At 41.8% G+C, this 24,902-nt stretch carries 29 protein-coding genes; 11 read left to right on the top strand and 18 right to left on the bottom strand.

Annotated elements, in window-relative coordinates; translation table 11 throughout:
• The first annotated feature begins 20 nt into the window (after positions 1-20).
• Genes VB740_RS06125 through VB740_RS06115 form a run of 3 tightly spaced genes read left to right on the top strand, consistent with a single transcriptional unit; the run spans position 21 to position 4,765 of the window.
• Positions 21-1,385, top strand: coding sequence for an AAA family ATPase (locus tag VB740_RS06125; RefSeq protein ID WP_323199160.1), 1,365 nt, complete (start codon positions 21-23; stop codon positions 1,383-1,385).
• A gap of 10 nt (positions 1,386-1,395) precedes the next feature.
• The gene (locus VB740_RS06120) at positions 1,396-1,911 is read left to right on the top strand and encodes a hypothetical protein (protein WP_323199159.1); all 516 of its coding nucleotides are present in this window, start codon (positions 1,396-1,398) and stop codon (positions 1,909-1,911) included.
• Between the two features lie 37 nt (positions 1,912-1,948).
• On the top strand, positions 1,949-4,765 hold the full coding sequence (locus VB740_RS06115; RefSeq protein ID WP_323199158.1) for a BPTD_3080 family restriction endonuclease: 2,817 nt from the start codon (positions 1,949-1,951) through the stop codon (positions 4,763-4,765).
• Positions 4,766-4,920: 155 nt separating this feature from the next.
• On the opposite strand, the gene VB740_RS06110 is transcribed toward VB740_RS06115, so the two are convergent.
• Positions 4,921-5,622 carry an SEC59/DGK1/VTE5 family protein gene (locus VB740_RS06110; protein WP_323199157.1) on the bottom strand — a complete coding sequence of 234 codons (702 nt, stop codon included), beginning with the start codon at positions 5,620-5,622 and terminating at the stop codon, positions 4,921-4,923.
• A gap of 61 nt (positions 5,623-5,683) precedes the next feature.
• On the opposite strand from VB740_RS06110, the gene yidD reads away from it, so the two are divergent.
• The 3 genes from yidD (at position 5,684) to ychF (ending at position 7,464) form a co-directional block, all read left to right on the top strand.
• Positions 5,684-5,920 (top strand): membrane protein insertion efficiency factor YidD, encoded by a 237-nt coding sequence (gene yidD / locus VB740_RS06105; protein WP_094330550.1) that lies wholly within the window; start codon positions 5,684-5,686, stop codon positions 5,918-5,920.
• Between the two features lie 179 nt (positions 5,921-6,099).
• On the top strand, positions 6,100-6,327 hold the full coding sequence (locus tag VB740_RS06100; RefSeq protein WP_323199156.1) for a hypothetical protein: 228 nt from the start codon (positions 6,100-6,102) through the stop codon (positions 6,325-6,327).
• Positions 6,328-6,372: 45 nt separating this feature from the next.
• The gene (gene ychF, locus VB740_RS06095; protein WP_323199155.1) at positions 6,373-7,464 is read left to right on the top strand and encodes a redox-regulated ATPase YchF; all 1,092 of its coding nucleotides are present in this window, start codon (positions 6,373-6,375) and stop codon (positions 7,462-7,464) included.
• Positions 7,465-7,600: 136 nt separating this feature from the next.
• Here the strand turns inward: ychF and VB740_RS06090 are convergent, their stop codons facing one another.
• The 6 genes from VB740_RS06090 to hisG all read right to left on the bottom strand — a co-directional run bounded on the left by VB740_RS06090 (position 7,601) and on the right by hisG (position 15,486).
• Positions 7,601-7,777 (bottom strand): hypothetical protein, encoded by a 177-nt coding sequence (locus tag VB740_RS06090; protein WP_323199154.1) that lies wholly within the window; start codon positions 7,775-7,777, stop codon positions 7,601-7,603.
• Between the two features lie 3 nt (positions 7,778-7,780).
• Entirely contained in the window at positions 7,781-8,692 is a 912-nt protein-coding gene (locus tag VB740_RS06085) for a hypothetical protein (RefSeq protein WP_323199170.1), read from the bottom strand.
• 211 nt (positions 8,693-8,903) lie between these two features.
• Positions 8,904-11,204, bottom strand: a complete 2,301-nt coding sequence (locus tag VB740_RS06080) for a response regulator (protein WP_323199153.1) — start codon at positions 11,202-11,204, stop codon at positions 8,904-8,906.
• A gap of 5 nt (positions 11,205-11,209) precedes the next feature.
• A complete protein-coding gene (locus tag VB740_RS06075) occupies positions 11,210-11,635 on the bottom strand; it encodes a response regulator (protein WP_323199169.1) in 426 nt (141 codons plus the stop codon).
• Positions 11,636-11,652: 17 nt separating this feature from the next.
• Positions 11,653-14,214 carry a GAF domain-containing protein gene (locus VB740_RS06070; RefSeq protein WP_323199152.1) on the bottom strand — a complete coding sequence of 854 codons (2,562 nt, stop codon included), beginning with the start codon at positions 14,212-14,214 and terminating at the stop codon, positions 11,653-11,655.
• 627 nt (positions 14,215-14,841) lie between these two features.
• Positions 14,842-15,486, bottom strand: a complete 645-nt coding sequence (gene hisG / locus VB740_RS06065; protein ID WP_323199151.1) for an ATP phosphoribosyltransferase — start codon at positions 15,484-15,486, stop codon at positions 14,842-14,844.
• Positions 15,487-15,561: 75 nt separating this feature from the next.
• On the opposite strand from hisG, the gene rppA reads away from it, so the two are divergent.
• A complete protein-coding gene (rppA, locus tag VB740_RS06060) occupies positions 15,562-16,251 on the top strand; it encodes a two-component system response regulator RppA (RefSeq protein WP_323199168.1) in 690 nt (229 codons plus the stop codon).
• A 31-nt stretch (positions 16,252-16,282) separates the two neighbouring features.
• Here the strand turns inward: rppA and VB740_RS06055 are convergent, their stop codons facing one another.
• From VB740_RS06055 to VB740_RS06005, 11 genes are all read right to left on the bottom strand, one after another.
• Positions 16,283-16,729: a DUF29 domain-containing protein gene (locus tag VB740_RS06055; RefSeq protein WP_323199150.1), complete on the bottom strand. Its 447-nt coding sequence runs from the start codon at positions 16,727-16,729 to the stop codon at positions 16,283-16,285.
• A 624-nt stretch (positions 16,730-17,353) separates the two neighbouring features.
• Positions 17,354-18,466 (bottom strand): site-specific integrase, encoded by a 1,113-nt coding sequence (locus VB740_RS06050; RefSeq protein WP_323199149.1) that lies wholly within the window; start codon positions 18,464-18,466, stop codon positions 17,354-17,356.
• Positions 18,467-18,610: 144 nt separating this feature from the next.
• Entirely contained in the window at positions 18,611-18,811 is a 201-nt protein-coding gene (locus VB740_RS06045) for a hypothetical protein (RefSeq protein ID WP_323199148.1), read from the bottom strand.
• Positions 18,812-18,835: 24 nt separating this feature from the next.
• Positions 18,836-19,492: a 3'-5' exonuclease gene (locus tag VB740_RS06040; protein ID WP_323199147.1), complete on the bottom strand. Its 657-nt coding sequence runs from the start codon at positions 19,490-19,492 to the stop codon at positions 18,836-18,838.
• 72 nt (positions 19,493-19,564) lie between these two features.
• Positions 19,565-19,762, bottom strand: coding sequence for a hypothetical protein (locus tag VB740_RS06035; RefSeq protein WP_323199146.1), 198 nt, complete (start codon positions 19,760-19,762; stop codon positions 19,565-19,567).
• A 5-nt stretch (positions 19,763-19,767) separates the two neighbouring features.
• Positions 19,768-20,979, bottom strand: a complete 1,212-nt coding sequence (locus VB740_RS06030) for a hypothetical protein (protein WP_323199145.1) — start codon at positions 20,977-20,979, stop codon at positions 19,768-19,770.
• The gene (locus VB740_RS06025) at positions 20,969-21,091 is read right to left on the bottom strand and encodes a hypothetical protein (RefSeq protein ID WP_323199144.1); all 123 of its coding nucleotides are present in this window, start codon (positions 21,089-21,091) and stop codon (positions 20,969-20,971) included. Before VB740_RS06025 ends, VB740_RS06030 begins: the two co-directional genes overlap by 11 nt.
• Entirely contained in the window at positions 21,088-21,261 is a 174-nt protein-coding gene (locus VB740_RS06020; RefSeq protein WP_323199143.1) for a hypothetical protein, read from the bottom strand. The genes VB740_RS06025 and VB740_RS06020 overlap by 4 nt, the downstream gene beginning before the upstream one ends.
• Complete coding sequence (locus VB740_RS06015) at positions 21,258-21,443, bottom strand: hypothetical protein (RefSeq protein ID WP_292723451.1); 186 nt, start codon at positions 21,441-21,443, stop codon at positions 21,258-21,260. Before VB740_RS06015 ends, VB740_RS06020 begins: the two co-directional genes overlap by 4 nt.
• The gene (locus VB740_RS06010) at positions 21,440-21,652 is read right to left on the bottom strand and encodes a hypothetical protein (RefSeq protein WP_323199142.1); all 213 of its coding nucleotides are present in this window, start codon (positions 21,650-21,652) and stop codon (positions 21,440-21,442) included. The genes VB740_RS06015 and VB740_RS06010 overlap by 4 nt, the downstream gene beginning before the upstream one ends.
• 54 nt (positions 21,653-21,706) lie before the next feature.
• On the bottom strand, positions 21,707-22,072 hold the full coding sequence (locus VB740_RS06005; RefSeq protein WP_323199141.1) for a hypothetical protein: 366 nt from the start codon (positions 22,070-22,072) through the stop codon (positions 21,707-21,709).
• A 449-nt stretch (positions 22,073-22,521) separates the two neighbouring features.
• On the opposite strand from VB740_RS06005, the gene VB740_RS36750 reads away from it, so the two are divergent.
• The 4 genes from VB740_RS36750 to VB740_RS05990 all read left to right on the top strand — a co-directional run bounded on the left by VB740_RS36750 (position 22,522) and on the right by VB740_RS05990 (position 24,688).
• Positions 22,522-22,713 carry a ribbon-helix-helix domain-containing protein gene (locus VB740_RS36750; protein ID WP_416289305.1) on the top strand — a complete coding sequence of 64 codons (192 nt, stop codon included), beginning with the start codon at positions 22,522-22,524 and terminating at the stop codon, positions 22,711-22,713.
• Positions 22,698-22,877 (top strand): hypothetical protein, encoded by a 180-nt coding sequence (locus VB740_RS36745; protein ID WP_416289303.1) that lies wholly within the window; start codon positions 22,698-22,700, stop codon positions 22,875-22,877. The genes VB740_RS36750 and VB740_RS36745 overlap by 16 nt, the downstream gene beginning before the upstream one ends.
• Before the next feature lie 169 nt (positions 22,878-23,046).
• Positions 23,047-24,006: a hypothetical protein gene (locus tag VB740_RS05995; protein ID WP_323199139.1), complete on the top strand. Its 960-nt coding sequence runs from the start codon at positions 23,047-23,049 to the stop codon at positions 24,004-24,006.
• A gap of 55 nt (positions 24,007-24,061) precedes the next feature.
• Positions 24,062-24,688, top strand: coding sequence for a DUF4102 domain-containing protein (locus tag VB740_RS05990; protein WP_323199138.1), 627 nt, complete (start codon positions 24,062-24,064; stop codon positions 24,686-24,688).
• Positions 24,689-24,902: the final 214 nt, after the last annotated feature.

Here is a 24,902-nt window from a genome sequence, read left to right as displayed (position 1 = left end):
TAACTAATTGAAATATACCTATGCTCACCAATATAAAACTAAAAAATTTTCGAGCATTTCGAGAAAATATAGATATTCGGATCAAACCGATCACAATTTTGATTGGTCGCAACAGTGCTGGAAAATCCACCCTAATTAAGTTTTTGCTTATGCTACAGCAAACTCTAGAGTCTAGCGAATCTAATGAAGGTGATTTTTTTACTATTGAGGGGCGGCACGTCAGTCTTGGCACTTTTAAAGATTTAAAAAATACTAAATCTAATAGCAATGGTTTTCAATTTACTTTAAATTTCAAAACTAATTCTTTACCTGAATCTATAATTCAACAAATTAGAGAAGCACTCCAAAAAAGTACCTCTATACAAAAATTAGAAAGTGATAGTGTTGAATTGTCAGTTAGTTTACCTTTTTCAACTGTTACTACCGAAGATGCACTAGGTAAAATAACCAGCGTGAAAATTACCTCCCCAATAAAAGCAGATGAGCTAATGGCTGAATATCGCGTTTCGGGAAATATCCCATATCGTGAAATTCCAGGTAACAAATATAAGCACATAGTCACTTGTAAAATTCAAGGTGAACAAGTTATCCATAAAGAAGAAACTAATCTTAGGAGAACTAGATTTCTTAAATTTCCTCTTCCAAACAATCCTATAGATATACTTAAATCCGCTTTTGATAATCTCTATCTAGATACTGTAAAAGATGAAATTATATCTATCCGGCATCTCTCACCTGTTCGTGAAGAATCAGAGAGAAGTGTCGTACTAGGTAGCCCGCCCCTAGATGATGTTGGACATAGGGGTGAATACGCTATGCCTCATTTACAGCGTTTGCTTACTAACGGTGGAGAAAGAGCAGATTTTGTTTTACGACATATTGAATCTGTTATTGATATTGAAGATGTAAAATTTAAATCTCAAGTTAAGGGATTTATTCCTGAATTCCGAGCAAAAAACAAGTTAACTGGAGCCGAATCTTATCTAGCTGATTTTGGCTTTGGTGTTAGCCAATGTATACCAATTTTTGTACAAGGAGCTTTACTCAGTCCAGGAAAGTTACTAATTGTTGAGCAACCAGAAGCTCAAATTCACCCCACAGCACAACTTGAAATGGGTTCTTTCTTTGCTGAATTATGGACAGAAAGAGGTGTTCCTTCCATAATTGAAACTCATAGTGAGAATATCATTATCAGGTTGCGTAAGCTGATTGCAACAGGACAATTGAATTCAAAAGATGTGACAGTTGCATATTTTTATATCAAGGATAATTCTGTCCAAGTAAAAAATTTAGATATTAACTCAGATGGCAGTTTTGAAAAAGGACTTCCTATGGAGTTTTTTGGAGCAGATATTTTGGAAGCTCTCAGTATTGATATTATGTAATGGATCAAAAATGACAGATAATAAACAATTAATACCAATTGTGATTGATACTAGTGTATTTATCCATATTCTTAATCCCCAAATCAATGAAGGTAGGCATATCGACATCCTACTTGCCCGACTTGCATCCACACATCAACTTCAAATTGACAAAGCAGGTAAAATTGACCTTGAGTATAAAAGGAAGCTTGTGGAAACAATCAAGAATATGGACGAGCAAAGGTTTGAAAAATATACTCTCCAGTTCTGGATTTTAATCAAGGAAAAAAATATAATAGACATTGAACCATCAGAGCAATTAAGAAATGGAATAGAAAAGATTATTAATGATAAAACCAAAAGTGTTGATCGTTGCCTTGTAGCAACTGCTGCTTTAACTACTGCTGATTTAATTACTAATGATGGTGTAGATATTTTGAATAATGCTTCAGACCTGCATAAAGAAATTAAAAGAAATAAACTAAAAAAAATTAAATTAATGAATTCCCAAGCAGCACACACTAATTATTGTATAAATACGAATTAAAAATTACCAATCCTTGTTAGGGAATATTGAAAAAGCTATGATATCTACATCTACAATTCACCAGCTTATTATAAATTCCCCTTATGAGGAGCCAAAAAAATACTGGCAATACAATTACCAAACTCGTCTGTTTAAACTTGTAGAAGGCAGAAGACCCGCAGGTTATACAATCGCTTCTGAAAACTCAAAATCCTTTGATGTTCCTGGTAAATTTGTTGAAATTCCTCTAGTTAACCAAATACGTCTGCGTGTCAAAGCTTGGTGTGAGAATGGGCATCCCGGCGTTACAGGTGTTACCAAGCGTCTATTAGAACACTGGCACAATCCAGAAGAACGTGATTTACCTTTATTCTTTTGTCAGTTAGAAGCAATAGAAACCTTAATCTGGATGGTTGAATCTCCACCATCTGACAAGCTTGGTATTGATATTCCCTCTGATGGTGGAGCATTCAAACGTCTCTGCTGCAAAATGGCGACAGGCTCAGGAAAAACAATCGTCATGGCAATGCTAATTGCGTGGCAAATCCTTAACAAAGTCACCTACCCCCAAGATACCCGCTTTTCCAAAGCTATCTTTATTGTCGCACCCGGACTAACGGTTAAAAATCGCCTTCAAGTTCTAATTCCTTCTGCCGAAAACAATTACTACGAGATTTTTAACATCATTCCTCTTGGCTTGTTTGATAAGCTGCGTCAGGGTAAAGTCTTAGTCCGTAATTGGCACATTCTCAATTGGGAAACACAGGAACAGATTGAGAAAAAGAAGGGAGTAGATAAACGTGGAGCAAAAAGTGATGAAGCTTATGTCAGGGATGTTTTAGGTGAACTTGCTAATTTTAGGAACCTCCTAGTCATCAACGATGAAGCACATCATGCTTGGCGTATTCCTGCTGAATCTAAAATAAAGGGTCTTAGTAAAGAAGATATTGAGGAAGCAACAAAATGGATTGGTGGACTTGATCGCATCCACAGGGCTAGAGGAATACTCACCTGTTTTGATTTTTCCGCCACACCCTTTGTACCTTCTGGTAAGAGAAGTTCTGAAGAAGCTTTATTCGGCTGGATTGTTAGTGATTTTGGGTTAAATGATGCCATTGAGTCAGGCTTAGTTAAAACCCCTCGTGTTGTTATTCGTGATGATGGCAGGCTTAACCTCAAAGATTTTAAATCCCGTTATTATCACTTATATAATGATGTTGAAGTTAAAGACGATTTCAATCGCAAAGCAAAACCAAATGAATCTTTACCTGATTTACTAAATAATGCTTATTATTTGTTAGGTAAAGACTGGTTAGAAACAGCCAAAGCTTGGGAGCAAGCTGGCCATAAAGTTCCTCCAGTAATGATTTCTGTTGCTAACCGCACTGAAACCGCAGCCCGGATTAATTATGCCTTCAATCATAATAAAATTCAAATAGAAGAACTTTGCATTCCAGAACGCACTCTTCACATAGACTCTAATGTTCTGAAAATGGCAGAGGCTCAGGAAGAAAGTTCTGAGATACAATACAAAACCTCAGATACTAATGAAGACGATACATCTGATGAAGAAAATACTCCCAAGTTAACTAAACAGCAGCAAGCAGAACTTTTAAGACAAAAGGTTGACACCGTTGGTCAAGTTGGTAAACCAGGTGAACAAATTCAAAATGTGATCTCAGTTGGGATGCTGTCTGAAGGATGGGATGCTAAAACAGTAACTCACATTATGGGTATTAGAGCCTTCACCAGCCAACTTCTCTGTGAACAAGTTGTGGGTAGAGGCTTGAGAAGAACGGCTTACGACATTAACCCAGAAACAAACTTGCTTGAACCAGAGTATGTCAACATTTTTGGTGTTCCCTTCACCTTTATTCCCCATGAATCTAATGAAGAAACAACACCTGCACCTCCTCAACCTAAAACTGAAATAAAACCTGACCCAGAAAAGCAGGAGTTTGAAATTAGCTTTCCTAATATCATTCGAGTTGATTACATTTATAAGCCTGAACTTAAGCTTAATTTAAGTCAAGTTGAGCCTTTAGAGCTAGATGCTTTTGATAATAGTACACTGGCTGAATTAGCGCCAATTGTTGATGGTAAACCAGATGTTACAAAAATTAAGGGGATTGATCTGGAAGATTTAGGGCGCAAATTTCGGATGCAGAAAATTGCCTTTGAGACTGCCAGAGATATCTTTGATCAGATGAAACCTGGATGGAAAGGTAATCGAGAATATTTATTAGCCAAGCTGATTAGATTAGTGGAAGACTTTATTCACTCAGGTTTAATCAGAATTAACCCACCTTTATTTAATTTAGATGAAATTCGACGGCGGATTATTATTACTCTCAATCTGAGCAAATTAGTTCAGCACATTTGGAATGCTATTTATTTAGAAAATACAGAAGCAATTGAACCTGTTTTTGACCAAAATCATCCAATTCGCTCTACTGGTGATATGCGCTCATGGTATACGGGTAAGCCATGTGAATACACGCGGAAATCACACATCACCTGCTGTACTTTCGATAGTACATGGGAAGCTAGTGAAGCATTTGAACTGGATAGAAACCCTAATGTTGAAGCCTGGGTTAAGAATGATCACCTTGGATTTGAAATTCTCTACATATTTGAAGGGGTTGTTCGCAAGTATCGACCAGACTTTATTATTCGGATAAAAACTGGGAGTTTCTTGATTTTAGAAACTAAAGGTCGTTATAGTCAAAAAGACGCAGCTAAAAGTGTATTTTTAGATCAATGGATTCAAGCAGTTAATCAACATGGTGGCTTTGGTTTTTGGCAACGAGATATATCCAGAAATCCAGCTGACGTTAAGATGATTTTAGATAGGGCGGTTTCTCTGTCAAAATGAGGCTAAAATTTTACAGTAAATATTCAAAAGTTAACGCAATCTCAAGGCTATTACCCTGTGAAAAACTTTTTGTCCAAAGTCAAATTATTGACTGACGATGGATTTTTGGCGCTATCTCTTGTTTGCTCAATTAGGAATAGGACTCTAGGCAATTACTAATTCAAAACTAACTGACTTAAAAAGAAGGCAAGGGCTGCACTGCCTAAAGGAACTGTCAAATTGTCAATACCTAAAAATGAAACAGCTTCTAAAGCCGTAGCTATCACTGCCACTATCAGCGATATCGCCCAAGTTTGCCAACTGTTTCCTTGAGTTCCAACTAAAATCAAACTACTAACAACATAGCTAACGAGCATCATAGTTAGGGAGCCTTCCCAACTTTTTTCTGTCCCAAAAACTTTATACTTGTGTTTACCAAAACGTTGCCCAATTAAAGCTGCTAATCCATCTCCCCAAGTCATTATCAAAATTCCTAGTGCTGCGTACTGGGGTTGTTGTAAATACCAAAACCAGGCAACTAAAATACCGAAACTGACAGAGTAAAAAAATGTCCCTAAGCTTTGCCGTCCAACGCTATTAATACCAGGAAGAATTGGTAATCGGTAGGATAATAAGGTGATTGCACTGGCTAAAATAGAAGCTGTAATCCCTACGCTAACAGGAATATCTAGCCACCAGGCGATTAAAATAACATTACCAGTGCCAATATGAACTATCTTCCGCACGATTTCTGGCTTGTCGGCAAAGCGGTTTACCACCCCTGCAATCAGGAGGATGAGTAACACCCAAATTGCAGCTATCGCAATTTGCAGCCAGAAAACCGGAATTGAGGTGAAGTCAGAAAATGTAATTAACAAAGATGCAACAAAATGAAAAATTTTACCCCTGTTACTAATTTATAAGATTTGGGTAGCTGCAATGAAATTATTATTGATTTGGCTGATTCGGGGCTACCGAATGTTTATCTCGCCGTTGTTTCTCCCGACTTGTCGCTTTCAACCAACTTGTTCGATGTATGCTATTGAAGCTATTGAACGATTTGGAGTGTTGCGTGGTAGCTGGATGGCAACTCGGCGAATTTTACGCTGTCATCCGTTTCATCCAGGTGGTTACGATCCAGTGCCAGAGGTGGTAGAAAAGGTGAAGGAGGAGTAGTTTGAGGATTGGAGTTTAAACGCAGAGGGGCGCGGAGGGAAGCGCAGAGGGACGCAGAGAATAAGGAGAGGGGTAAATTATTAGAGGAAGTGTTCGTGGGTATAGGTATTTGGGGAGATGTCAACAGATGAGGTTGTCATCTAGCGTGGGAAGGTTGAAGAATTTAATTTAGGCTTACGATGATTAATCCTACTGCGATTTCTATACCTGAACCACAAATTCCTACTCCTAGCCCGAGTCCGCTACCTAGTCCCAATCCTGAGCCGAATCCGCTACCTAGTCCCGAACCTGTACCGGGGCCAACGATACCCCAACCCTTACCGGGGCCTGTACCAGAACCAGTACCTGCTCCCATTCCTCAGACGGTTCCAGGGCCGATTCCCCAAACCATACCGGAACCTGTTTAGATTACCTTGGTAATGTAATCCAAAATCTCAAATCTAAAATCCAAAATGCTAAGAGCCGGAATTGTCGGACTTCCCAACGTCGGAAAATCTACTTTATTTAATGCTGTAGTTGCTAATGCTAAAGCAGAAGCAGCTAACTTCCCTTTTTGCACGATTGAACCGAATGTCGGCGTTGTCGCAGTACCGGATGAACGGTTAAATGTTCTTGCTAAGATTGCCAGTTCGGCACAAATCATCCCGGCGCGGGTTGAATTTGTAGATATTGCCGGTTTAGTTAAAGGCGCAAGTCAGGGTGAGGGACTAGGGAATCAATTCCTGTCTCACATCCGAGAAGTTGATGCGATCGTCCATGTGGTACGTTGTTTTGAAAATGACGATATTATCCACGTTGCTGGTTCTGTTGACCCAGCGCGAGATATTGAAATCATTAATATAGAACTCGGTTTATCAGATTTAGCACAAATTGAGCGGCGAATTGACCGGACTCGTAAACTAGCTCGTACCAGCAAAGATGCACAGTTTGAAATCACAGTCTTAGAAAAATTAGCTGCGGCTTTAAATGAAGGTAAATCGGTGCGCCAGGTGAGCTTAAATGAAGAAGAAGCAGTAATTATTAAAGGATTAGAACTGCTCACTTATAAACCGATTATCTACGCCGCGAATGTATCTGAGGATGAGTTAGCAACTGGTAATCATTTTGTCGAAACAGTCCGGCAAATTGCATCGACAGAAAATGCCCAAGTTGTGATAGTTTCGGCTCAAGTTGAAGCTGAATTAGTGGAATTGCCAGAGGAAGATAAAGCTGATTTTCTGGCGTCTTTAGGTGTGGAAGAAGGCGGTTTGAAATCATTGATTCGGGCAACTTACACGCTTTTAGGTTTGCGGACATATTTCACTTGTGGCCCTAAAGAAACCCGCGCTTGGACAATTAATGCTGGGATGTCTGCACCTCAAGCTGCTGGTGTAATTCACAGTGATTTTGAGCGGGGATTTATTCGTGCCGAAACTGTTGCTTATAAAGATTTGGTAACAACTGGTTCGATGAATGCTGCGAAGGAGAAAGGGTTGGTTCGCAGTGAAGGAAAAGAGTATGTTGTGCAGGAAGGGGATGTAATGTTGTTCCGATTTAATGTGTAGGGGTAATTAATCAGTGGCCGTTATCGATAAGATAATGGTCAACCTACACTAAGTTACGTAGGCTTTGCCCACCGTAGGCATCGCACTGTAAATATTGACAAAATACTCAATACATGTATACGATTTTCAGAAGTTGCTAGGCGATCGCAAATAAACCTGCCATTTGCTGTATAGTTGCAATCAAGCAGCCAGTTATGATGCTTCCCCTTGCTTCAGTCCATCTGTGAAGTCTGCCATTGATGAGAAATCTAGGAACGCTAACGCCAAAGCTTTTAGTCGCTATCAGCTTTTTACACAGGTTCTCAAAGGACATACTTCAGCTATTTCCACCCATCATGTATACATAGGAACCCAAATTCTCATCATCTGTACCAACAATTACACCGCCTTCAGCACCTGGAATAAGTTCCATACCTTCAATTTTGTGGTAATTAGAGCGGTAGAGGGGAACAAGGTGAGGATTTTGCTGCCATGTAACTTTGTTATCACGCAATCCTAAATAACCAGCGACATACACAGCTGATTGAAATGGGCCATCATCTCCGGCATCACTTGCTGAGGTGATGTACACAATTCCTACGGGGTCTACCTTAATATCTGAAATATGACGAACATTGCTAGATGGAAACGGTACTTTCAGATTGGCAGAACCAGCGAGAGTAATTTGATATTTAGCGAAGTCAAATATTCCCCAAAAAATAGTTGCTGGTTCTTCTCCTTCACCTCTATGCCCCCAAATCGCAACTAATTTGCCATCTATATTTTGCAATCCAAATGCTTCAAAATTATTTCCTAGAATAATTCCTGGTAAATTGAATTCCTTGATAATAGATATAGTCTTATTGGCAGGCTCTAATCTGATGTAATAAGCTTTTCCAGAACTGCTTAAGGCTATAAAAGAGGATTTTGTTTTTTCGGGAACAGAAGTTAAAGCTTCTAAATCGATGGGTAATTCTATGTTATTTGGCCAGTTTAATGGGAAATATTCAGGTTGGTTTTTACCCTTAATACTGATGATTGCTAAACGACCTTGGTTTTTTTGTTTGTTATCATGGGCAATCAGAAAATCTAGCTTATTACTTTGTTGCTCTATCAAAGCCATGCCACTGATACCGAAAGGGATACCACCGCGAACCGGACGCCAATCTTGCGCCCAAACTTGCTGTGATATAAGTAACAATGCACCTAAGACTACTATATTGATGATTAACCTAAGAAACCGAGGCATAGTATAAAGATTGGGCATGGGGCATTGGGCATGGGGCATTGGTCATTGGGTTAGGAAAACTCTTCCCAGTCCCCAGTACCTAGTTCTCAGTATCGGTAAGAGAAGTGCCTTAGCCGATGCTCAATCATATCAAATCCAGGCAATTTGCACTCACATCAATAAAGCAGCTTTTTGTACTCAAATTAACAGTATATTTACGTAATTAATGGACTCAAGATAGTACTTTCTGTAAAGAAAGCAATAATTCGTTGACAGTATAGGGCTTCGACAAAAATGTATTGACACCAATGGCAGCTACTGCACTGAGCTTATTGTCAGACATAAGTCCACTGCTAGCAATAATTTTGACTTGGGGGTTGATTTTTCGCAGGGTACGGATGGCAGTTAAACCATCCAGCGAGGGCAGCATAATATCCATTAGTACAGCACTAACTTTGTCCCTATTTTTAGCGTACAGCGCGATCGCCTCAATGCCATCACTGGCAATTATGGTTTTATAGTTGTGAGCTTCTAACGACGTTCTTGTAATCTCTTGAATGGCAACTTCATCATCTACAACCAGAATTAATTCTCCATGTCCTGTCTGTGGTGGTAATTCTTCTGGATTGAGTGTTTCCATTCCTTCCACTGCTGGTAAGTAAACCTTAAAGCTAGTGCCACTTCCCGGTTCGCTATACACGTTTACAAAACCTCCGTGGCTTTTGATGATTCCCAGCACGGTGGAAAGTCCTAAACCTGTACCTTTTCCTACATCTTTTGTGGTAAAGAATGGCTCGAAAATTCTATCTAAGATTTCTCTAGGAATCCCAACTCCAGTATCGGAGACAGTAACCACTATATAAGGCCCCTCTTTCGCTTCCAGGTTCATGCGGGCATAATTTTCGTCAATTACCAGATTCTCGGCAAAGATAGTTAAAGTACCGCCATTGCCCATAGCATCGCGGGCGTTAACGCAGAGGTTCATCAGCACTTGATGTAGTTGGGTACTATCTCCAGTCAGCATCCACAAATCCTGCGGTACATCAGTGCTGATTTCTATGGATTTGGGAAATGTCTCTTTCAGAATCTTGGCGACTTCCACAATTATATGTCTGAGTTGCAAAGTGATACGCTTACCTTCTACACCCCGTGCAAAAGACAGTACCTGTTTAACTAAATCAGCACCACGTCTAGCGTTGATTTCCAAAATTTCTAGTAGATGACGGGTGCGTTCATCTGCATCAGGAAATTTGAGCGGTAGCAGTTGCGCTCCTGCCAAAATCGGTGTCAGGATATTGTTGAGGTCGTGAGCAATGCCACTAGCTAAAGTACCAATACTTTCCAGGCGTTGGGCGCGAAACAATTGGGCTTCTAAATGTTTTTTCTCGGTAATATCTGTGTCAACGGTGAGAATTGATTTGGGTTTTCCTTGTTCATCGCCCACTAGACTCCAGCGACTAGCAACAAGGATTTCCTTGCCCATTTTAGTAAGTTTTGTTAACTCTCCCTGCCATTTACCTTTACTAATAGCTTGCAACAGAGCCGCTTCGATTTCTGGTGAAGGTTCGTCATATAAAAGCTCACTAGCATTTTTGCCCCAAGCTTCTGTAGCTTGCCAGCCGTAAAGTGTTTCTGCGCCTTTGTTCCAGAAGATAATTTGGTTGTTTAAATCTCGCACGCAAATTGCATCTGTGGTGACATCAAGTAATGCTGCTTGTTCGCGGATTTTTTCTTGTGCCAATTTGCGTTCGCGTAGCGCAGCTTGCTGTTCGCGTAGTGCGGCTTGTCGTTCGCTAATATCAATACTGGCACATGTCACGCCAACAACTTCTTGCGACTCATTCCGCAATGGCTCAACTGTTAAATCGTAATATCGAGTTGTATTATTGGTTGTAATTGATACTTCTTCTCGCGTTCCTATACCAGTGGTTAGTACCCTACGTTTAATTGTAATCAGACGTTGAGCATCTTCAGCTGGGATAATATCTAAGTCTTTTTTACCCAACATTTCCTCAACAGTCAATCCATAGAAGGGATTGTAAACCCAGGTGTACCGTAACTCTCTATCTTGGTTGTAGACGAAGATGGGGGAGTTTTTCAGGGCAACCCGAAATCGTTCCTCACTTTGTCGTAGTGCGTTGTCTGCCCGTTGACGTTCGATGGCATAACGCATTGAGCGCACCAGCAAGTCACCAGTTACTTGCCCTTTCACCAAATAATCTTGCGCTCCTTCCTGCATTGCTCTAAGTGCCAGGGTTTCATCGTTTATACCCGTCAGTACAATTATCGGAGTGGCTTTTGCTTGATGGTGAGCGATGACAAAGGTTTCTAGTCCCTGGCTATCTGGCAGCGAGAGGTCTAGTAAAATTACATCAAAAATTTCGCTTGCTAGGTAGTTGAGTGCTTCAGAAAGCTTCTCAACGGGCATTAAATCAACTACAACTGTGGTAACTTCCTTTAAAAACTCCTGTAATAAAAAGACATCGCCAGGGTTATCTTCTACTAACAAGACTTTAATGTGTTTACCTGCCATTTCCACTACTCCGGTGGCAGTTTTACGATCGCAAACCAAAAGTTTTCTATGGATTGTACAATTTTAACGAATTGATCGAAATCTACTGGCTTCGTTATATAACAGTTTGCACATAAATTATAGGCTTTGAGGATGTCTTCTTCAGCTTGGGAAGTCGTCAAAATCACTACAGGAATACGCCTCAGGTTTTCATCTCCTTTAATTTCTGCCAGTACTTCCCGCCCATCTTTTCTGGGGAGATTTAAATCGAGTAGCACAATATCTGGATGGACTGCTTCAACATATTTTTCCTGCTTTCGCAAGAATGCCATTGCCTCCACACCATCTTCGACCACATTCAGGTGAATGGAGATTTTGCTATCTTCAAGGGCGATGCGTGTAAGTTGGGCATCGCCAGGATTGTCCTCTACCAACAAAACCTCAATAGGCATAATCGTTGTTATATTATTCACGATTGTTTACCTACTCTATTTGGAATTGTGAAGTAGAAAGTCGAGCCTTGACCCAGTTTTGACTCAACCCAGATCCGGCCGCCGTGGCGTTCTATAATTTTTTTACAAATTGCCAGACCAATTCCAGTACCCGGATACTTATCTCTACAGTGCAAGCGCTGAAAAATTATAAAAATACGTTCTGCATAGTGGGATTCCAAACCGATACCATTATCACGTATCCAGAACAACCATTCATCTGCCGACGGGATAACATTTAAATTTTCCCCATTTAAATTTGCATCTGGCTTTGCTACCCCGATATGAATTTGTGGCTGCTGATTCTGGCAAAATTTGATCGCATTGCCAATCAGGTTTTGAAATACTTGTGTCAGTTGGGTAGCATCAGCCATCACTTCAGGTAGAGTATCATGAGTGACAATTGCTTGACTATCTGCGATCGCAATTTGCAGATTAGCCATCGCCTGTTCTAAGACAACACTACAATTTACTCGCATAAAGGGCTGTCCACGGCTACTGACGCGAGAATAATTCAATAAATCATTGATTAGGGTCTGCATCCGCCGCGCCCCATCTACAGCGTAGTTGATAAACTGATCGGCATTGGCATCGAGTTGATTTTTGTATCTTCGCTCAAGCAGCTGTAAATAACTCGTTACCATCCGCAACGGCTCTTGCAAGTCATGGGAAGCCACATAGGCAAACTGTTCCAATTCCGCATTAGAACGAGCGAGTTCCTGACTTTGCTGGCTTTGTTTTTCTAATAGTTGCGCTTGAGATAAAGCAATCCCAATTTGGTTAGCTAGTTGCTTTAACAACTCCGTCTCAAAGTTATTCCACCGTCGAGGTGCAGCACACTGATGAGCCAGCAACAAGCCCCAAATGCTGTCCCTAACCATAATTGGCACTACGAGGTTAGCCTTGATAGCAAACTGCTGAAGAAATTCTCGATGGCATGGTTGAATGTGAGCGGTTTCAACGTCTTCCATCGCACTCACTCTTCCTTGGCGATATCTTTCTATGTATTCTTCCTTAAAGCAGGGGTCAAAAATATTTCTTCCCAAAATTACAGGCCAACCAGGTAGCACCGCCTCTTGCACCACTGTTCCCGAACCATCAGGCTCTAGTTGAAAAATTAAAACTCGGTCAGATTGTAGTAGTTTTTGGACTTCAGTAACCGTGGTTTGGAGGATTTCCTCTATTTGTAAAGATTCTCGAATTTTCAGGGTGATTTCAGCAAATAATTGCGATCGCAAATTCTGTCGCTTTAATTCTTCATCTGCCTGCTTGCGATCTGTGATATCAGTATAGGAACCCACCATCCGCACTATATCACCCAATGCGTCCCAAAGTGCTTGCCCTCGATCTAGAATCCATTTATAGCTACCGTCCTGGCACTGGACTCGATATTCACAGACATAAAATGGTGTTTTTTTGGCAAAATGGTCTTGGAAAGCTTGAAGTACCCAATCTCGCTCATCGGGGTGGATTCGTTTTATCCATTCATCCCAACCGTTGGAAACTTCGTGGTCTTTATAACCGAGCATTTCTTTCCACCGAGTTGAGAAGAACACTTCATTAGTTTTAAGGTTCCAGTCCCAAATACCATCATTATTACCATGTAATGCTAATTGCCAACGTTCTTCACTCTCTCGTAGTGCTTCTGCCGTTTTTCGTCGTTCAGTAATGTCTTGGAAATAAACAGACAAGCCGTCTTTTGCAGGATAAGCGTGCACTTGAAGCCAGCAGTTTAGTCGCGGATAAAACTCCTCAAATTCCACGCTCACTTGTTCTGACATTGCCTTGTCATACTCACGGTGGAATGTTGTGTTTATGAGTTCTGGAAATACCCCCCAAATGTTTTTACCCAATAATTCATTCTGGTTTTTTTGCAACAGCCGTTCTGCTTGACCATTAATGTAGGTAAATCGCCACTTTTTATCTAAAGCAAAAAACCCATCAGTGATGCTTTCGAGCAAATTAGTAATGCGGATTCTGGCAGCTTTAGACTCGGCGTGTGCTGCTTGCTCTTGCGCCACAAGCTTCTCGCTAATTTGAGATACCTCAGTTACATGACGTCTGAGTTCTAATTGGTCGATTACCAAGCGACTCAGAGCTACAAGCGCCTCCACTTGTTTTTGGTTCAATTGTTTTGGAGCTTGGTCAATCACACACAGAGTACCGAGCATATCTCCCTGCGGGGTAATTAGGGGTACACCTGCATAAAACCGTATATATGGATAGCCAGTTACTACCGCATTATTTGCCAATTTTTCATCAGCTAGGGTATCAGGAACAACCACAACATTACGTTGCTCTTGGCAAAGGTAAGACAACCCAACACACCGGGGCATTTCTGATACATCTAAACCTACTTTTGCCTTAAACCATTGACGGTTTTCATCAATGAAGTTTACCAAGGAGATGGACGTGCCACAAATAAATGCCGCTAACTGAGCAAGATTGTCGTAGGCTTCTTCGGGTTCGGTGTCAAGAATTTGATACTTGTGGAGGGCTTCTAGCCTCGCTACTTCTGTATCAATTTTTCCAGATTTCATGAACTTTTCTTAATAAATTTAAATGTAATACCCAGTCATCAGGGTGGCTATCTCAAGAATAGCTTAACCTTTTTTAACAATCCTTAGTCTTTTCCCCGCCTCTGGCTGTTCAGGAAAGCCTGTTAAATTCTGTCAAAATGCTAAATTCGCATTAAAAGGGGTTTTTAGTAGCAAGCATTCCCTGTCTACGCCGCAAAATTATTGCGTAGGCGTAGCCCGTCCGTACATATCGCGCTAATTCTAGTGTAAACAAATTTAGTCTGTATGAGAAGATTTCATTTTTGCAGACTATCTACTAATCATTACCGTGAGTTCGGAGAGGGACAGGTTTTGCACAAGCAAAATCAGGGTGAGGTTTCTTTGGGCTATTCGATAAACCGTGAATTACGTCAATGAAGAGGACAAGGGGCAGTTCTTGCAGTTCTTGCAGAGGGGAGAACCCCATACATAAATATAGGGCTGCTTGCAACAAGGACGTACTATTTCTAGCGTTTGCACGCCTCGAAATAAATATTTCTATCCTACGCATAAATAAATTTATTTGCTCTGAATCCCTCTTGGCAAAGGAACTTAGAATCTTTCCCCCTTGCTCCCTTGCCTCTTCTGGTCACCTTGTCAGCACTACTATTAGACCTCTACCAAAACGGCTTCTCGCAGCTTGGCAATCACATCACTTAAATTACCCGTGTTCAGACGGTAACTCAAAGGATGGGCAATCAACCGCGCCGTACTTTCATAGAGAGTAGCAATTTCAATCAAACCATTTTCGCGCAAAGTCCGCCCTGTAGAAACCAAATCGACGATCGCTTCTGACATTCCAGTAATCGGGCCTAGCTCTACTGAACCATACAACGGCACTATTTCTACAGGTAAATCCAGACTGTGGAAATATTCACGAGCGCAATTCACATACTTGGAAGCAACTCTACCATGCGGTGGTAAATCTAAAGGCGATCGGTAAGAACTGGATGCTTTTACCGCCACCGACATCCGACAATGCCCAAACTGCAAATCCACCAAGTGGGCAACTTGCGGCTGCTTCTCGCGCAACACATCGTAACCAACAACACCCAGTTGTGCCTGACCATATTCCACATAAACCGGCACATCTTGCGCCCGCACCAACAAAGCTTTTGCAACTCCCTTAGTATCAAGAATTTGCAGTTGGCGAGTTCCTGAATCTAAAAAAGCACTAAAATCTAATCCCACAGATTGTAGCAGGCGGATGCTATTTTTAAGGAGTTCCCCTTTTGGCAATGCAACAGTCAGCATTCTTTTTTTAATATCCTTGGCGTTCTGGCAATTGAATAATATTGAGAATATCTCTATATGCTTACCACAAGCAGCATGAGAATTTTATTAGTTGATGATGAAATTGAACTAACTCAACCCTTGAGTCGCTTATTAACTCGTGAGGGTTACATTGTGGATGCCGCTTACGATGGCACAAGTGGCAACGAATATGCACAAATAGGCAGTTATGACCTACTGATTTTAGATTGGATGCTGCCAGGAAAAACGGGGTTAGAAATTTGTCAGGAATTACGACGCCAAGGTAAAACCACTCCCGTGCTGTTTCTTACAGCTAAAGATACTCTTGATGACCGCGTACAAGGTTTAGATGCTGGCGCTGACGACTATTTGGTTAAACCTTTTGAACTGCGGGAGTTACTAGCTAGAGTCCGTGCTTTATTGCGCCGTTCCGGTTCCCAAACCTATGAAACCACCACCGGACGTTTAACCGTCGCTGATTTAGAACTCGATTGTGAAAATCAAGTAGCCTATCGCCAAGGACGAATCATTGAGCTATCGCAAAAAGAAAGCCAGTTGCTGCAATATTTTATGGAACACACTGGACAACTAATGACTCATGCCCAGATTATGGAAAATTTGTGGAAAGAGGAAGAACAACCCAGTAGTAATGTAATTGCGGCATTAATTCGTTTGCTGCGCCGTAAGATTGAGGTGGGTAGAGAAACTGCGCTGATTCACACAGTCTACGGTAAAGGCTATCGTTTCGGTGCATTAGGTAATTGAATCTAAAAAGCGATGACTAAAAACACACACTTTAACAACACCAAAAACTATGATTCAATAATGTTTCTACATCATTAGGAAAAGGACAATCATCAGGAAATTTTGTTTCATATTCCTTACTCATGTTTTTCTGTGCATTTTGATAACATTCATCACATATAGTTAAAAAATAATTACTTAGACTAGGGGAATCTCGAAGAATACGACTTAATTCCTGTTGTGTGCGGCTAATTGTTGCTTCCCAACCGCCATAACATTCTGTTAAATTTACATAATTCCGTTTTAAGGCGTGTTCAAATAAAGTTGTCAAACGACTTTCTAATTCCCGTCTATCTCTCCTCCCCAATCCTTCTATCTCCTCAATTAAATTTTCCCAGTCTACATTGCTATAGTCTTGGGATTTTAAGCTCTTGACAGTCTGCTCAATCCATAATGCAAAGTCTGTTGCATAGAGAGTTTTTACTGGTAATTGAGTCATAAAAAACTTTAGAGTACTTTAGGAATAGTTTAACCCAAGGGTTTAACAAAATCGGCTGGATAAATTGCACCGTACCTATTCGTTAGACCAATCCTGCGGTGCGTTAACACCGCTTCTAGCACATCCCAAGCATCCCCGGATGATGATTAGGACTTACGCAAAAGTAGACGCTGTAGGGGCAATTCATGTAGACGCAAAGCGGCTTCCCGCAGGGTATTGCCCCTACGTGAAAATAAGGATTTCACCTATTATTTGCGTAAGTCCTGATAATGTTTCCTTGAACGGGTAAGACTTCGGCGTGAGCGCTCAGTCGAACGCTGCCCACCCCACAATCGTTTTACTTCCAGAAATATGCAAGTCAAATGTTAAACAGCTTATTCAGACTGCCTATTGGTCACTAATTTGATAATTAATAGACCTCTTGCAAAAGTGCTTTTTGCAAGAGGGGAAAAGGGTAAAGGGGAAGGGGACAATACAGAACTTTTTCCCCTTCCCCCTTACCCTTTTCCCGACTTATGCAAAAAGTCTAATGTACAGAAAATACTTTAAAAGTGGGTGACGAGGGAATCGAACCCGCAACCAATAGATTAAGAGTCACCACTTCAACGCCACAAAACACGAAATTTATAATTCTGGTGGCATGGGGCGATCGCTTTTACTAATCGCCAAGTCAAAGGCTCTTTGGTGATGCTCGGCGTTAATCCAAGCGTGATAGAGATTGCTGTGAACCGATAAGCTGTGACCCATCTGCTGCGCTGCCAGCGTTACATCAAGCCCATACTCTAAAGTGCGAATCGCCCAAGCATGACGAAGATCGTAAACCTTGAATGGCAACCCATCATTTCGCCTAAACCTTTGACTAACTGTTGCACCAATTTCAGAATTACTTCGGTTTAAGTTGATATCGGGGATTTTGACGTTTGGCAACCCAAATAATTCAAACCACTCTGGATGAAAAGGCCAGATTTTTCTATAACCAGTTTTTCCAGCAAGGACAGTAACAATTTTGTTACCTGCTCGTAATTGCTCTAAATCAAGGAAGAACACTTCATGATTCCTCAATCCGTAAGTGGCAAGCATTCCGAATACCCACTGCCACTTCACGTTATCTAAACTAGAATGAGATTCAAAAATTAATTTATCGGTTGGCAGACTACGAATCTGCCTACTTCTATAGCTATAGTTTCCTGAATAAGAATCAGGATTGAAATCAAGACCAGCAAACTTAGCCAATAATTTCAGTGTTAAACAAAATCGTTTCCGGGTTCTAGTGTCTGGTGTGGTTGCTAGAATTATTTGTTTTAATACTTCAGCATCAAGTGTTTCGTGTACGGGTAACATCTTGAAAACTGTTTTATATTCAACCTTCCATGTACTTTCTGTTTTAAAATTACGTTGCCTTTTCTGAAAATAATCTTCTTCAAACTTTTGAATCCATTCCCCAATACTTTTTGCTGTATTAGTCTCTAATTTGGGTTTTAAATAGTCATTCCAATCAAAGGTTTTAGTATCGAGTTTTAGACTGATTATTTTACCTTCATTCTCAGCAAGCTTTACACCATCTATTGTGGCTACAGTAATATTTATTCTTTGTTGATGCCACTCATTTTTTAATGCCAAAGGTTTTGGGGGAAGTGTTGCCCTCAAGTAAAGTCTGCTGCCAATTTGCTCAATACTAATACCGTAATTACGCAGTCTTCCGTTAGCCTCCTTAATTTGATGTTCAATGTTTTTCATTATTATTTCCATGAAAAATCCATCCCAAAATGAAGCAGGTTCTTACCTACTTCTCGTTGGGATAAAATTACTTGATTTAAGTCAAACTCTTATAATGGGCTACCGACACAGTAGCCCACGCCGCAATTGCGATTTATCAGGCGGTTAAATGCTTTCGATAGTGTCGGTAATTGCTTGTAAATCTTTTTGCAATATTTCTTGCGTGTCTTCTGTGAAATTTTCAACCTTTGACATAAACTCAATTAACTTTTCTAACTGAGCTTTAGCCCTAAGTAATTTGTGCCATTCAATGTAGTAATCCCAGGCTGGATCTGGATGTGGGATATCTAAATTTTCGTTATTCATAGATTTCATCATCATCAAATTCGTCTAAAAATACTTAAGGTCATCGGATGACCCTAAGTTAAAAGGGATATCATCTGGATCTGGCTCCTCAGAAGTCAGATTTTGTGGATCAGACATTTGCTTAATTACTTCCAGCGTTGCCTTACAATCTCCTAATGCCGAATGGTCTCCTCCTGGCAATTTCTGCCATTTGTAATTCCCGTGATAATCATTCCACTCGCCAACGTATTGAGAGTAATAATGCATTGCACAATGAATTGATCCGCCATTGACGAAAATTCTACAGTTCCTACGGTCGCTAGTTGGAAAGGCAATTTGAATGCCTCTAGCTTTCAACGAATTCCTGATTACTTTTAAATCGAATTCCGCATTGTAAATGATTACATCTCTATTACTCAGCAACTTCCACACATCTAGGAACACTTGCTCAAACGGAAGTGCTTGTGCTACATCATCATTGTGGATACCGTGTATTCCAGATGCGGCTTCACTAATTTCAATAGTTGGTTTTACAAGAGTTTGGTATTCTTCCCCAGAACTAGTAAGAACGCCTATTTGAATTATTTCTGCATTGTTACTCAACCCTGTGGTTTCGGTGTCCAAGATACACCATTTATCGTCTTTGAGTATTGTTTTACTCCATTCTATGGATTTTTCCGTGTCGCTCATTTCGCTAGTCATACATCACCTGGTATATCTTGAATTGGTAGATGAACAGCGATCGCACTCCCCAAAAGCGCGATCGCTTTTAAATTAGCTGGTCTTGGGTTTTTCAATAATTACTTTGCCATGCTCATCTTGGAGGCTAATAGCACTTATCGGGGAGTTTTGAAGAACTTGCACTTCCTTGGGGAAATGCACCGCTACCTCAACCTGGCTCATCTCAAAGCTTCTGTTTACACTTGCATCCCCGCTATCGTGAGTCAAAGTAACTCGGAAATCACCATTCATTTTGTTTACCCCCCGAACTGTTTTCTTAATCGCTCCAACAGCGCTGCACCTTCCCCATAGCGCTTGCCAGTGAAGCCCAACACCTCAGTCACGATCGCACTATCACTTTTTCCACCTCCCAGACGCCCGATTACCCGCCAAAGTACCCGGTCGTTATCCGAACAATTTTCCTCTAAATCCGCTTCTGGAGCGAGTTTGAGGTCATTTTCAACCCGTTTTTGGCTCGTTGTCGCGTTGTCATAGCATGGTTGTACTATGGTTGAACCACCGCGGACTGTTGCGGCTTTCATCTCCCTGTATGGCGGGAGTTTTAACGGCTGATCGTCGAGTAAACAGTGTGACTGGTCAGCTTTTAACCAGTTGATAAGCTGTTCATTTTTCAAGGATTTGGCGTGGGCTATCGCCTTTTTACCCAGGCGAATCCGGTAGAAAGCATCGGCTAAGTCTGATTTACCCTCCAGTCCCCAAGCCGCCACGCGGTCATACTGCGAGAGCAAGATTGCGAAGCGCCGCGCTTTGCGTCCCCTCCTGGCGTGACGCTCTAGCCACTCGCCGGAACTGCCTACTTTTGAAACCAGTTCGGGGTACTCCTCAACGATGATCACGCGCTCAGTGCCGGCTAATGCAGCGTCGCCGCGTTCGTTGCGGATCTTCATTTGGTTGCTCAAATCGTCCAAATCTTCCAGCATTCCCCGGTCGATTGCTACCCAGTTTTCGCCGCGGCCGATGACTTCTAAGCCTGACCAGTCGGTGGGAGTGCCTTCACACTCATACACCTTCACCGCGCCGCCGATGGTATAGGCGAGGTATTGGGCCAGAGTTGACTTACCCGTGCCCATTTCGCCGATGATCATCACCTGTTTACCTTCAATAGCGGCGATGATATCGGTGATGATTTCCAGTGGTTCCTCAACAACAGCAGCGCTGGCTTCAATGACTTGGGACATCGGAACCCCGGCGTATGGCAAGGCATCGTAGACTTTCAGCAATTTTTTGACGGCGTTTTCTGTTGCTTGGCAGATGGTAATTCCTAACTTCAGGGAAGCTGTGACACCGTAGAGGCTAAACAGCCCCAGGGAAAAGACTACACGACCCAGACCCCAGGCACAATAACGCATTAACGTTTTGGCATTGGGCAAATGCATCTCTACCCAGGTATGAGCATTAGCAGTTCTGGGAGGGGCCGCAACTTTGATATCTATTAGATCATTTCCCATAGCGCACCTCAATTTTCAAATACATTGGGTGTTGGGTCTGGTCTTTGGCAAGTGCAATTATGCACAGCATCAAAGCAGTTATGGTGAAGACAAGCATTATCACTTGGTTCATTCCTTAGCCTCCCCTACTCCCTGCTCCCTCTCTCGAATTGCCTTCCAAGTTTCTGGGTAGGTTTTGCGATCCATGCGCCGAATGGACTCTTGTACTTCTGGTGGTTCCAGCTGGAGCGCTTCATTGATTGCGATCGCAGCTTCTAACCACGGACTACGCTCTTGAGTCATCTGCCCCCGCTAATAAGTGATGGTGCAATTTCCCACATGAGATTACCAAGCATTGCATAAGCATCACTAAGGGTTATCTCTGGTTGATAGCCTTTGTTTACAAGACTTTGGTAATCAGGATGTGCTTTGATTTCCGAAATTAATCCTGATGTTTCTCCAATGAGTTGCGCTAGTGTTTTCATCCGCCGATCCTCCGGTACATGAAGGAATTCGACGCGGAACCCTCGCGGGCTACTAGCTCGGATTCTGGGGTATCGGCGATGATTTCAGCCCAGCCGGTTTTATCGTTGTTGCGGATGTTGCTTTCTGCGATCGCACCAAGTCCCGGTCGCGCTTTTTCAAATTCGTCAACTACTTTTTGTTCTTTGGGTGTTAATGGTTCGTTGTTCATGGTAAGTTTTGGTTAGGTAGAGACGGTGTTTAGCACCGTCGAACAGGCTCCAGGTCAAGACTGGGGCTTGTTTTGTGTTGGGTGATTGGATAGGGAAACTCGAAAGCACCGTCCGCCGCCAACCATCATCACCTCACGATCCGCAAGGCGGACGGCTTTGCTACGGCTGGCTTTCATCATCGGAAATGAACCATCTGGCGAAAGACTGAACATTTCGTAATTTCTCAAGGAATCCCATTCGACGGCTGTTCTATCGCACAGTCCCAAATACTCAACTTGATTCATGTCTGCGGCCGAGGCTGCACTGGGTAAAGACGGCAAGTATCGTCTTGCTCTTTCTTTCTTGGGCTTTGCCTCGGTCTTATCTTCGGTCTTAGAACCTGTTTTAGTGCCATTACTAGTGGCTTCTAGTGCTTCCATAGTCCTTGCATACTAGGGTTATAGTCCCGCTTATGCGGCACTTAAGTCCTTGAATACTAGGGTTATAGTCCCGCTTATGCGGTACTTAAGTCCTTGCATACTAGGGTTATAGTCCCGCTTATGCGGCACTTAAGTCGGGGTTTAGTACTGCGATCGCGCCGCAGTCATTTTAGTAAAAGTCTTGTTATCACTGGGTTTTAGCGTTTTTTAGTCTGTTTTACCTCCGTTAATCTTGGGTTTAGAGTCAGTTTTAGGGTGTTTCCGCGCCGGGGCACTATGCAATGACGCGGGTGCTTGCTCCATTTATCAACGCGAACGGTCAGGCGTTGGGGAGGTAGGTTGCAAAAATCATTGTACCAATGTACAACTATAGGTAGTCTAATAGTACCTATGTGGAATGTCAAGATACTACATAGGTAGAATGGAGGAGATGTACATGGGTATTACGAATGAGGAAGCCGTTGCACGGGGAGAGGAAAAAGAACGTCATGTTTACACTGACGCCAGAAGGTATGCAGATGCTGGACGAGAAAGCGAAAGCGATTGGCATCAGCAAGAGCGAATTAATCGAGCAAATAGCTCGGAACCAAGTCTCTTCGGCTCCAGACCAACAATTACTGGGGGAATGCTCGGCCAACTGATCAAGGACTATCGAGATCAGCTGGCATCCAAAAAACATCAAGTTCAATTCCTCCAGAACCTAATCCAGAATGCTGAAAGCGAAGCTAATCGCCTGGAAGAAAGAATCCAAGAGTTTGAAACTCTACAAGAGGAACTAGAAAAACAACTTCAGCAAAACGAATAAAGCCGTCCTACCTCACTTGCAGGTAGGACGGCTTTATTGTGTGCGATCACGCTCCACCACTTCCGGAGTGCGATCGCCGATTGTCCGATTGTCTTAAAAACAAAAAGTCACAAGCCACCTTAAAATTGCAATTCGCAGTGGCTTGGAACTAGTAATATCTAGTAACATTATGCCAGAAAACAACCTAAAAGTCACCAATTCTTCTTCTCAAAATAGAGTAATTCCTATTAACCGCAACAAAGAGAAGAAAACATCAAGTAAATTCAATAAACCCCACTGTATCATCCCTGTTGATGATATCCAGTGGGTAGTTAATCAAACGAGAACAGTCCAAACGCTATGGAATGAATGTTGGGCTTCAGACCAGTATGGTAGTAGATGGATGAAGCTAACAACATCATTAGGTGATAAAGCTTTTCGACTAGCAAGACAACTTTTATACACCACAGGCTTATTTGAATTCAAGCGAGAAACCTGCATAGATGACAGTCGTAAAACAGCCTGCTGGTTAGTTAAAAACTTGCATGGTGCTAGGCGAATTCAAGAATTTTGGATGAAAGATGATGACCAAGAATCAGCGGTCAATTCTGACCCTATATCCGGCATAAATGAACCGGACATCAGTCAAAAAATACCGGATGTCGGTCAAAAAATGCCGGACATCTCACCTGAAACCCCTGAAAAATCAAGCCTTCCAGAACCCCTCAGTAACTCTTCAGAAACTTCTCAGGAACTTCTCAATGAAGTTCCTGAAGAAGTAACCCCGACGAACGAACTTCTTGAGAAAGTTCGTTCTCGTGGCACAAAAACCGCAGATAAATTAGCAGTCGCTATGGAACGGTGTTTACAAAAAGCCAGAGGTGAGCAACCCGAACAGTCTTTTAGGGAATTATTTATTAGCCGATACAAATGGAAAATCGATGATGAGAGATTTCAAAAACTTATTCAACTCACTAAAGAATGTACGCTTTCATTCTTTCAGAAATTCAAATACGTATACCAGAATGACGGTATGAGCGCTCCTAGAACATTTGATAAAGCAATAGACCTTGTAATAAAAAATGCTTCGAGTATCAATGAAGCAGTGAAATTACAATTAGAAGCTTTCAATTATCAACCCACTAGTTGATTGATACAAAAAAAGGCCGCTGTAACGGCCATGAATTTTATAATCCACAAACATTATGAAACATAATTCTGATGTGCCGGGACAGTTAACATTGTTGACTGTTGCACCAACTGAAAAGAAAATTACCGTTCACGATCCTTACTGGGATGAAATAGAAATTGCGCCCCAACATCCCCAACCAGAAACCAGATGGAATCCTGCCCACTTTGGGGAAGTACCTTATAAAACTGACAATGGACAACTGACAATTTTCTTTGATGAGTGCGACGAGCCACCAGACCCAGACGATTATTTAAACCTGGATGATTATGAGCAAGCCTGGGCTGAGTGGCAAATACGTGTTGGGGCGCAAGTTACCTCAAGCACTCTTGCAACCACAGTAGAACCGCGTGTTGGTGGGAAGGTTACATTAGCTACCCAAAAAGTTGCGCCCCAACACGATACCCACTGGGTAGAGAAGTACTGGGTCGAGCGGTCTGGTAATAAATATTGGTATTACCGCTATTGCTGGATGGTAGGCAGGAAGAAAAAACGCCTTTACCTGGGTAGTGTAGACAGTATCCTTGCCAAACGGAAAAAGGCAGATGTGGAGATTGCGATCGCAAATGGTAAATTACCATTTGAGATTGAGAAACTAATCCGAGGCTGGAAGAATGAATCGCCCACCATGCCCAAGATGTGACCAAACAAAACTAATCTTCAAAAACGGTAGCTACAAGTTATCTGACAATACAGTAGTGCAGCGCTGGTTTTGTCAGAGATGTCGCAAGGGCTTTACTCCTGCAACACTTCTGGAGACTCCCGCAGCAACTCCTGAAGCTTCCGCAGTTCATCCCAGGTACGAGCGGTAATATCTGGTTTTGAAAAAAGCTGTGTAGAGCGATAATTCTTGGTTC

Source organism: Nostoc sp. UHCC 0251 (assembly GCF_034932245.1).
Taxonomy (GTDB): domain Bacteria; phylum Cyanobacteriota; class Cyanobacteriia; order Cyanobacteriales; family Nostocaceae; genus Nostoc.
The sequence above is the reverse complement of the archived record's forward strand: the minus strand, read 5'-3'. Positions and strand labels throughout refer to the sequence as shown.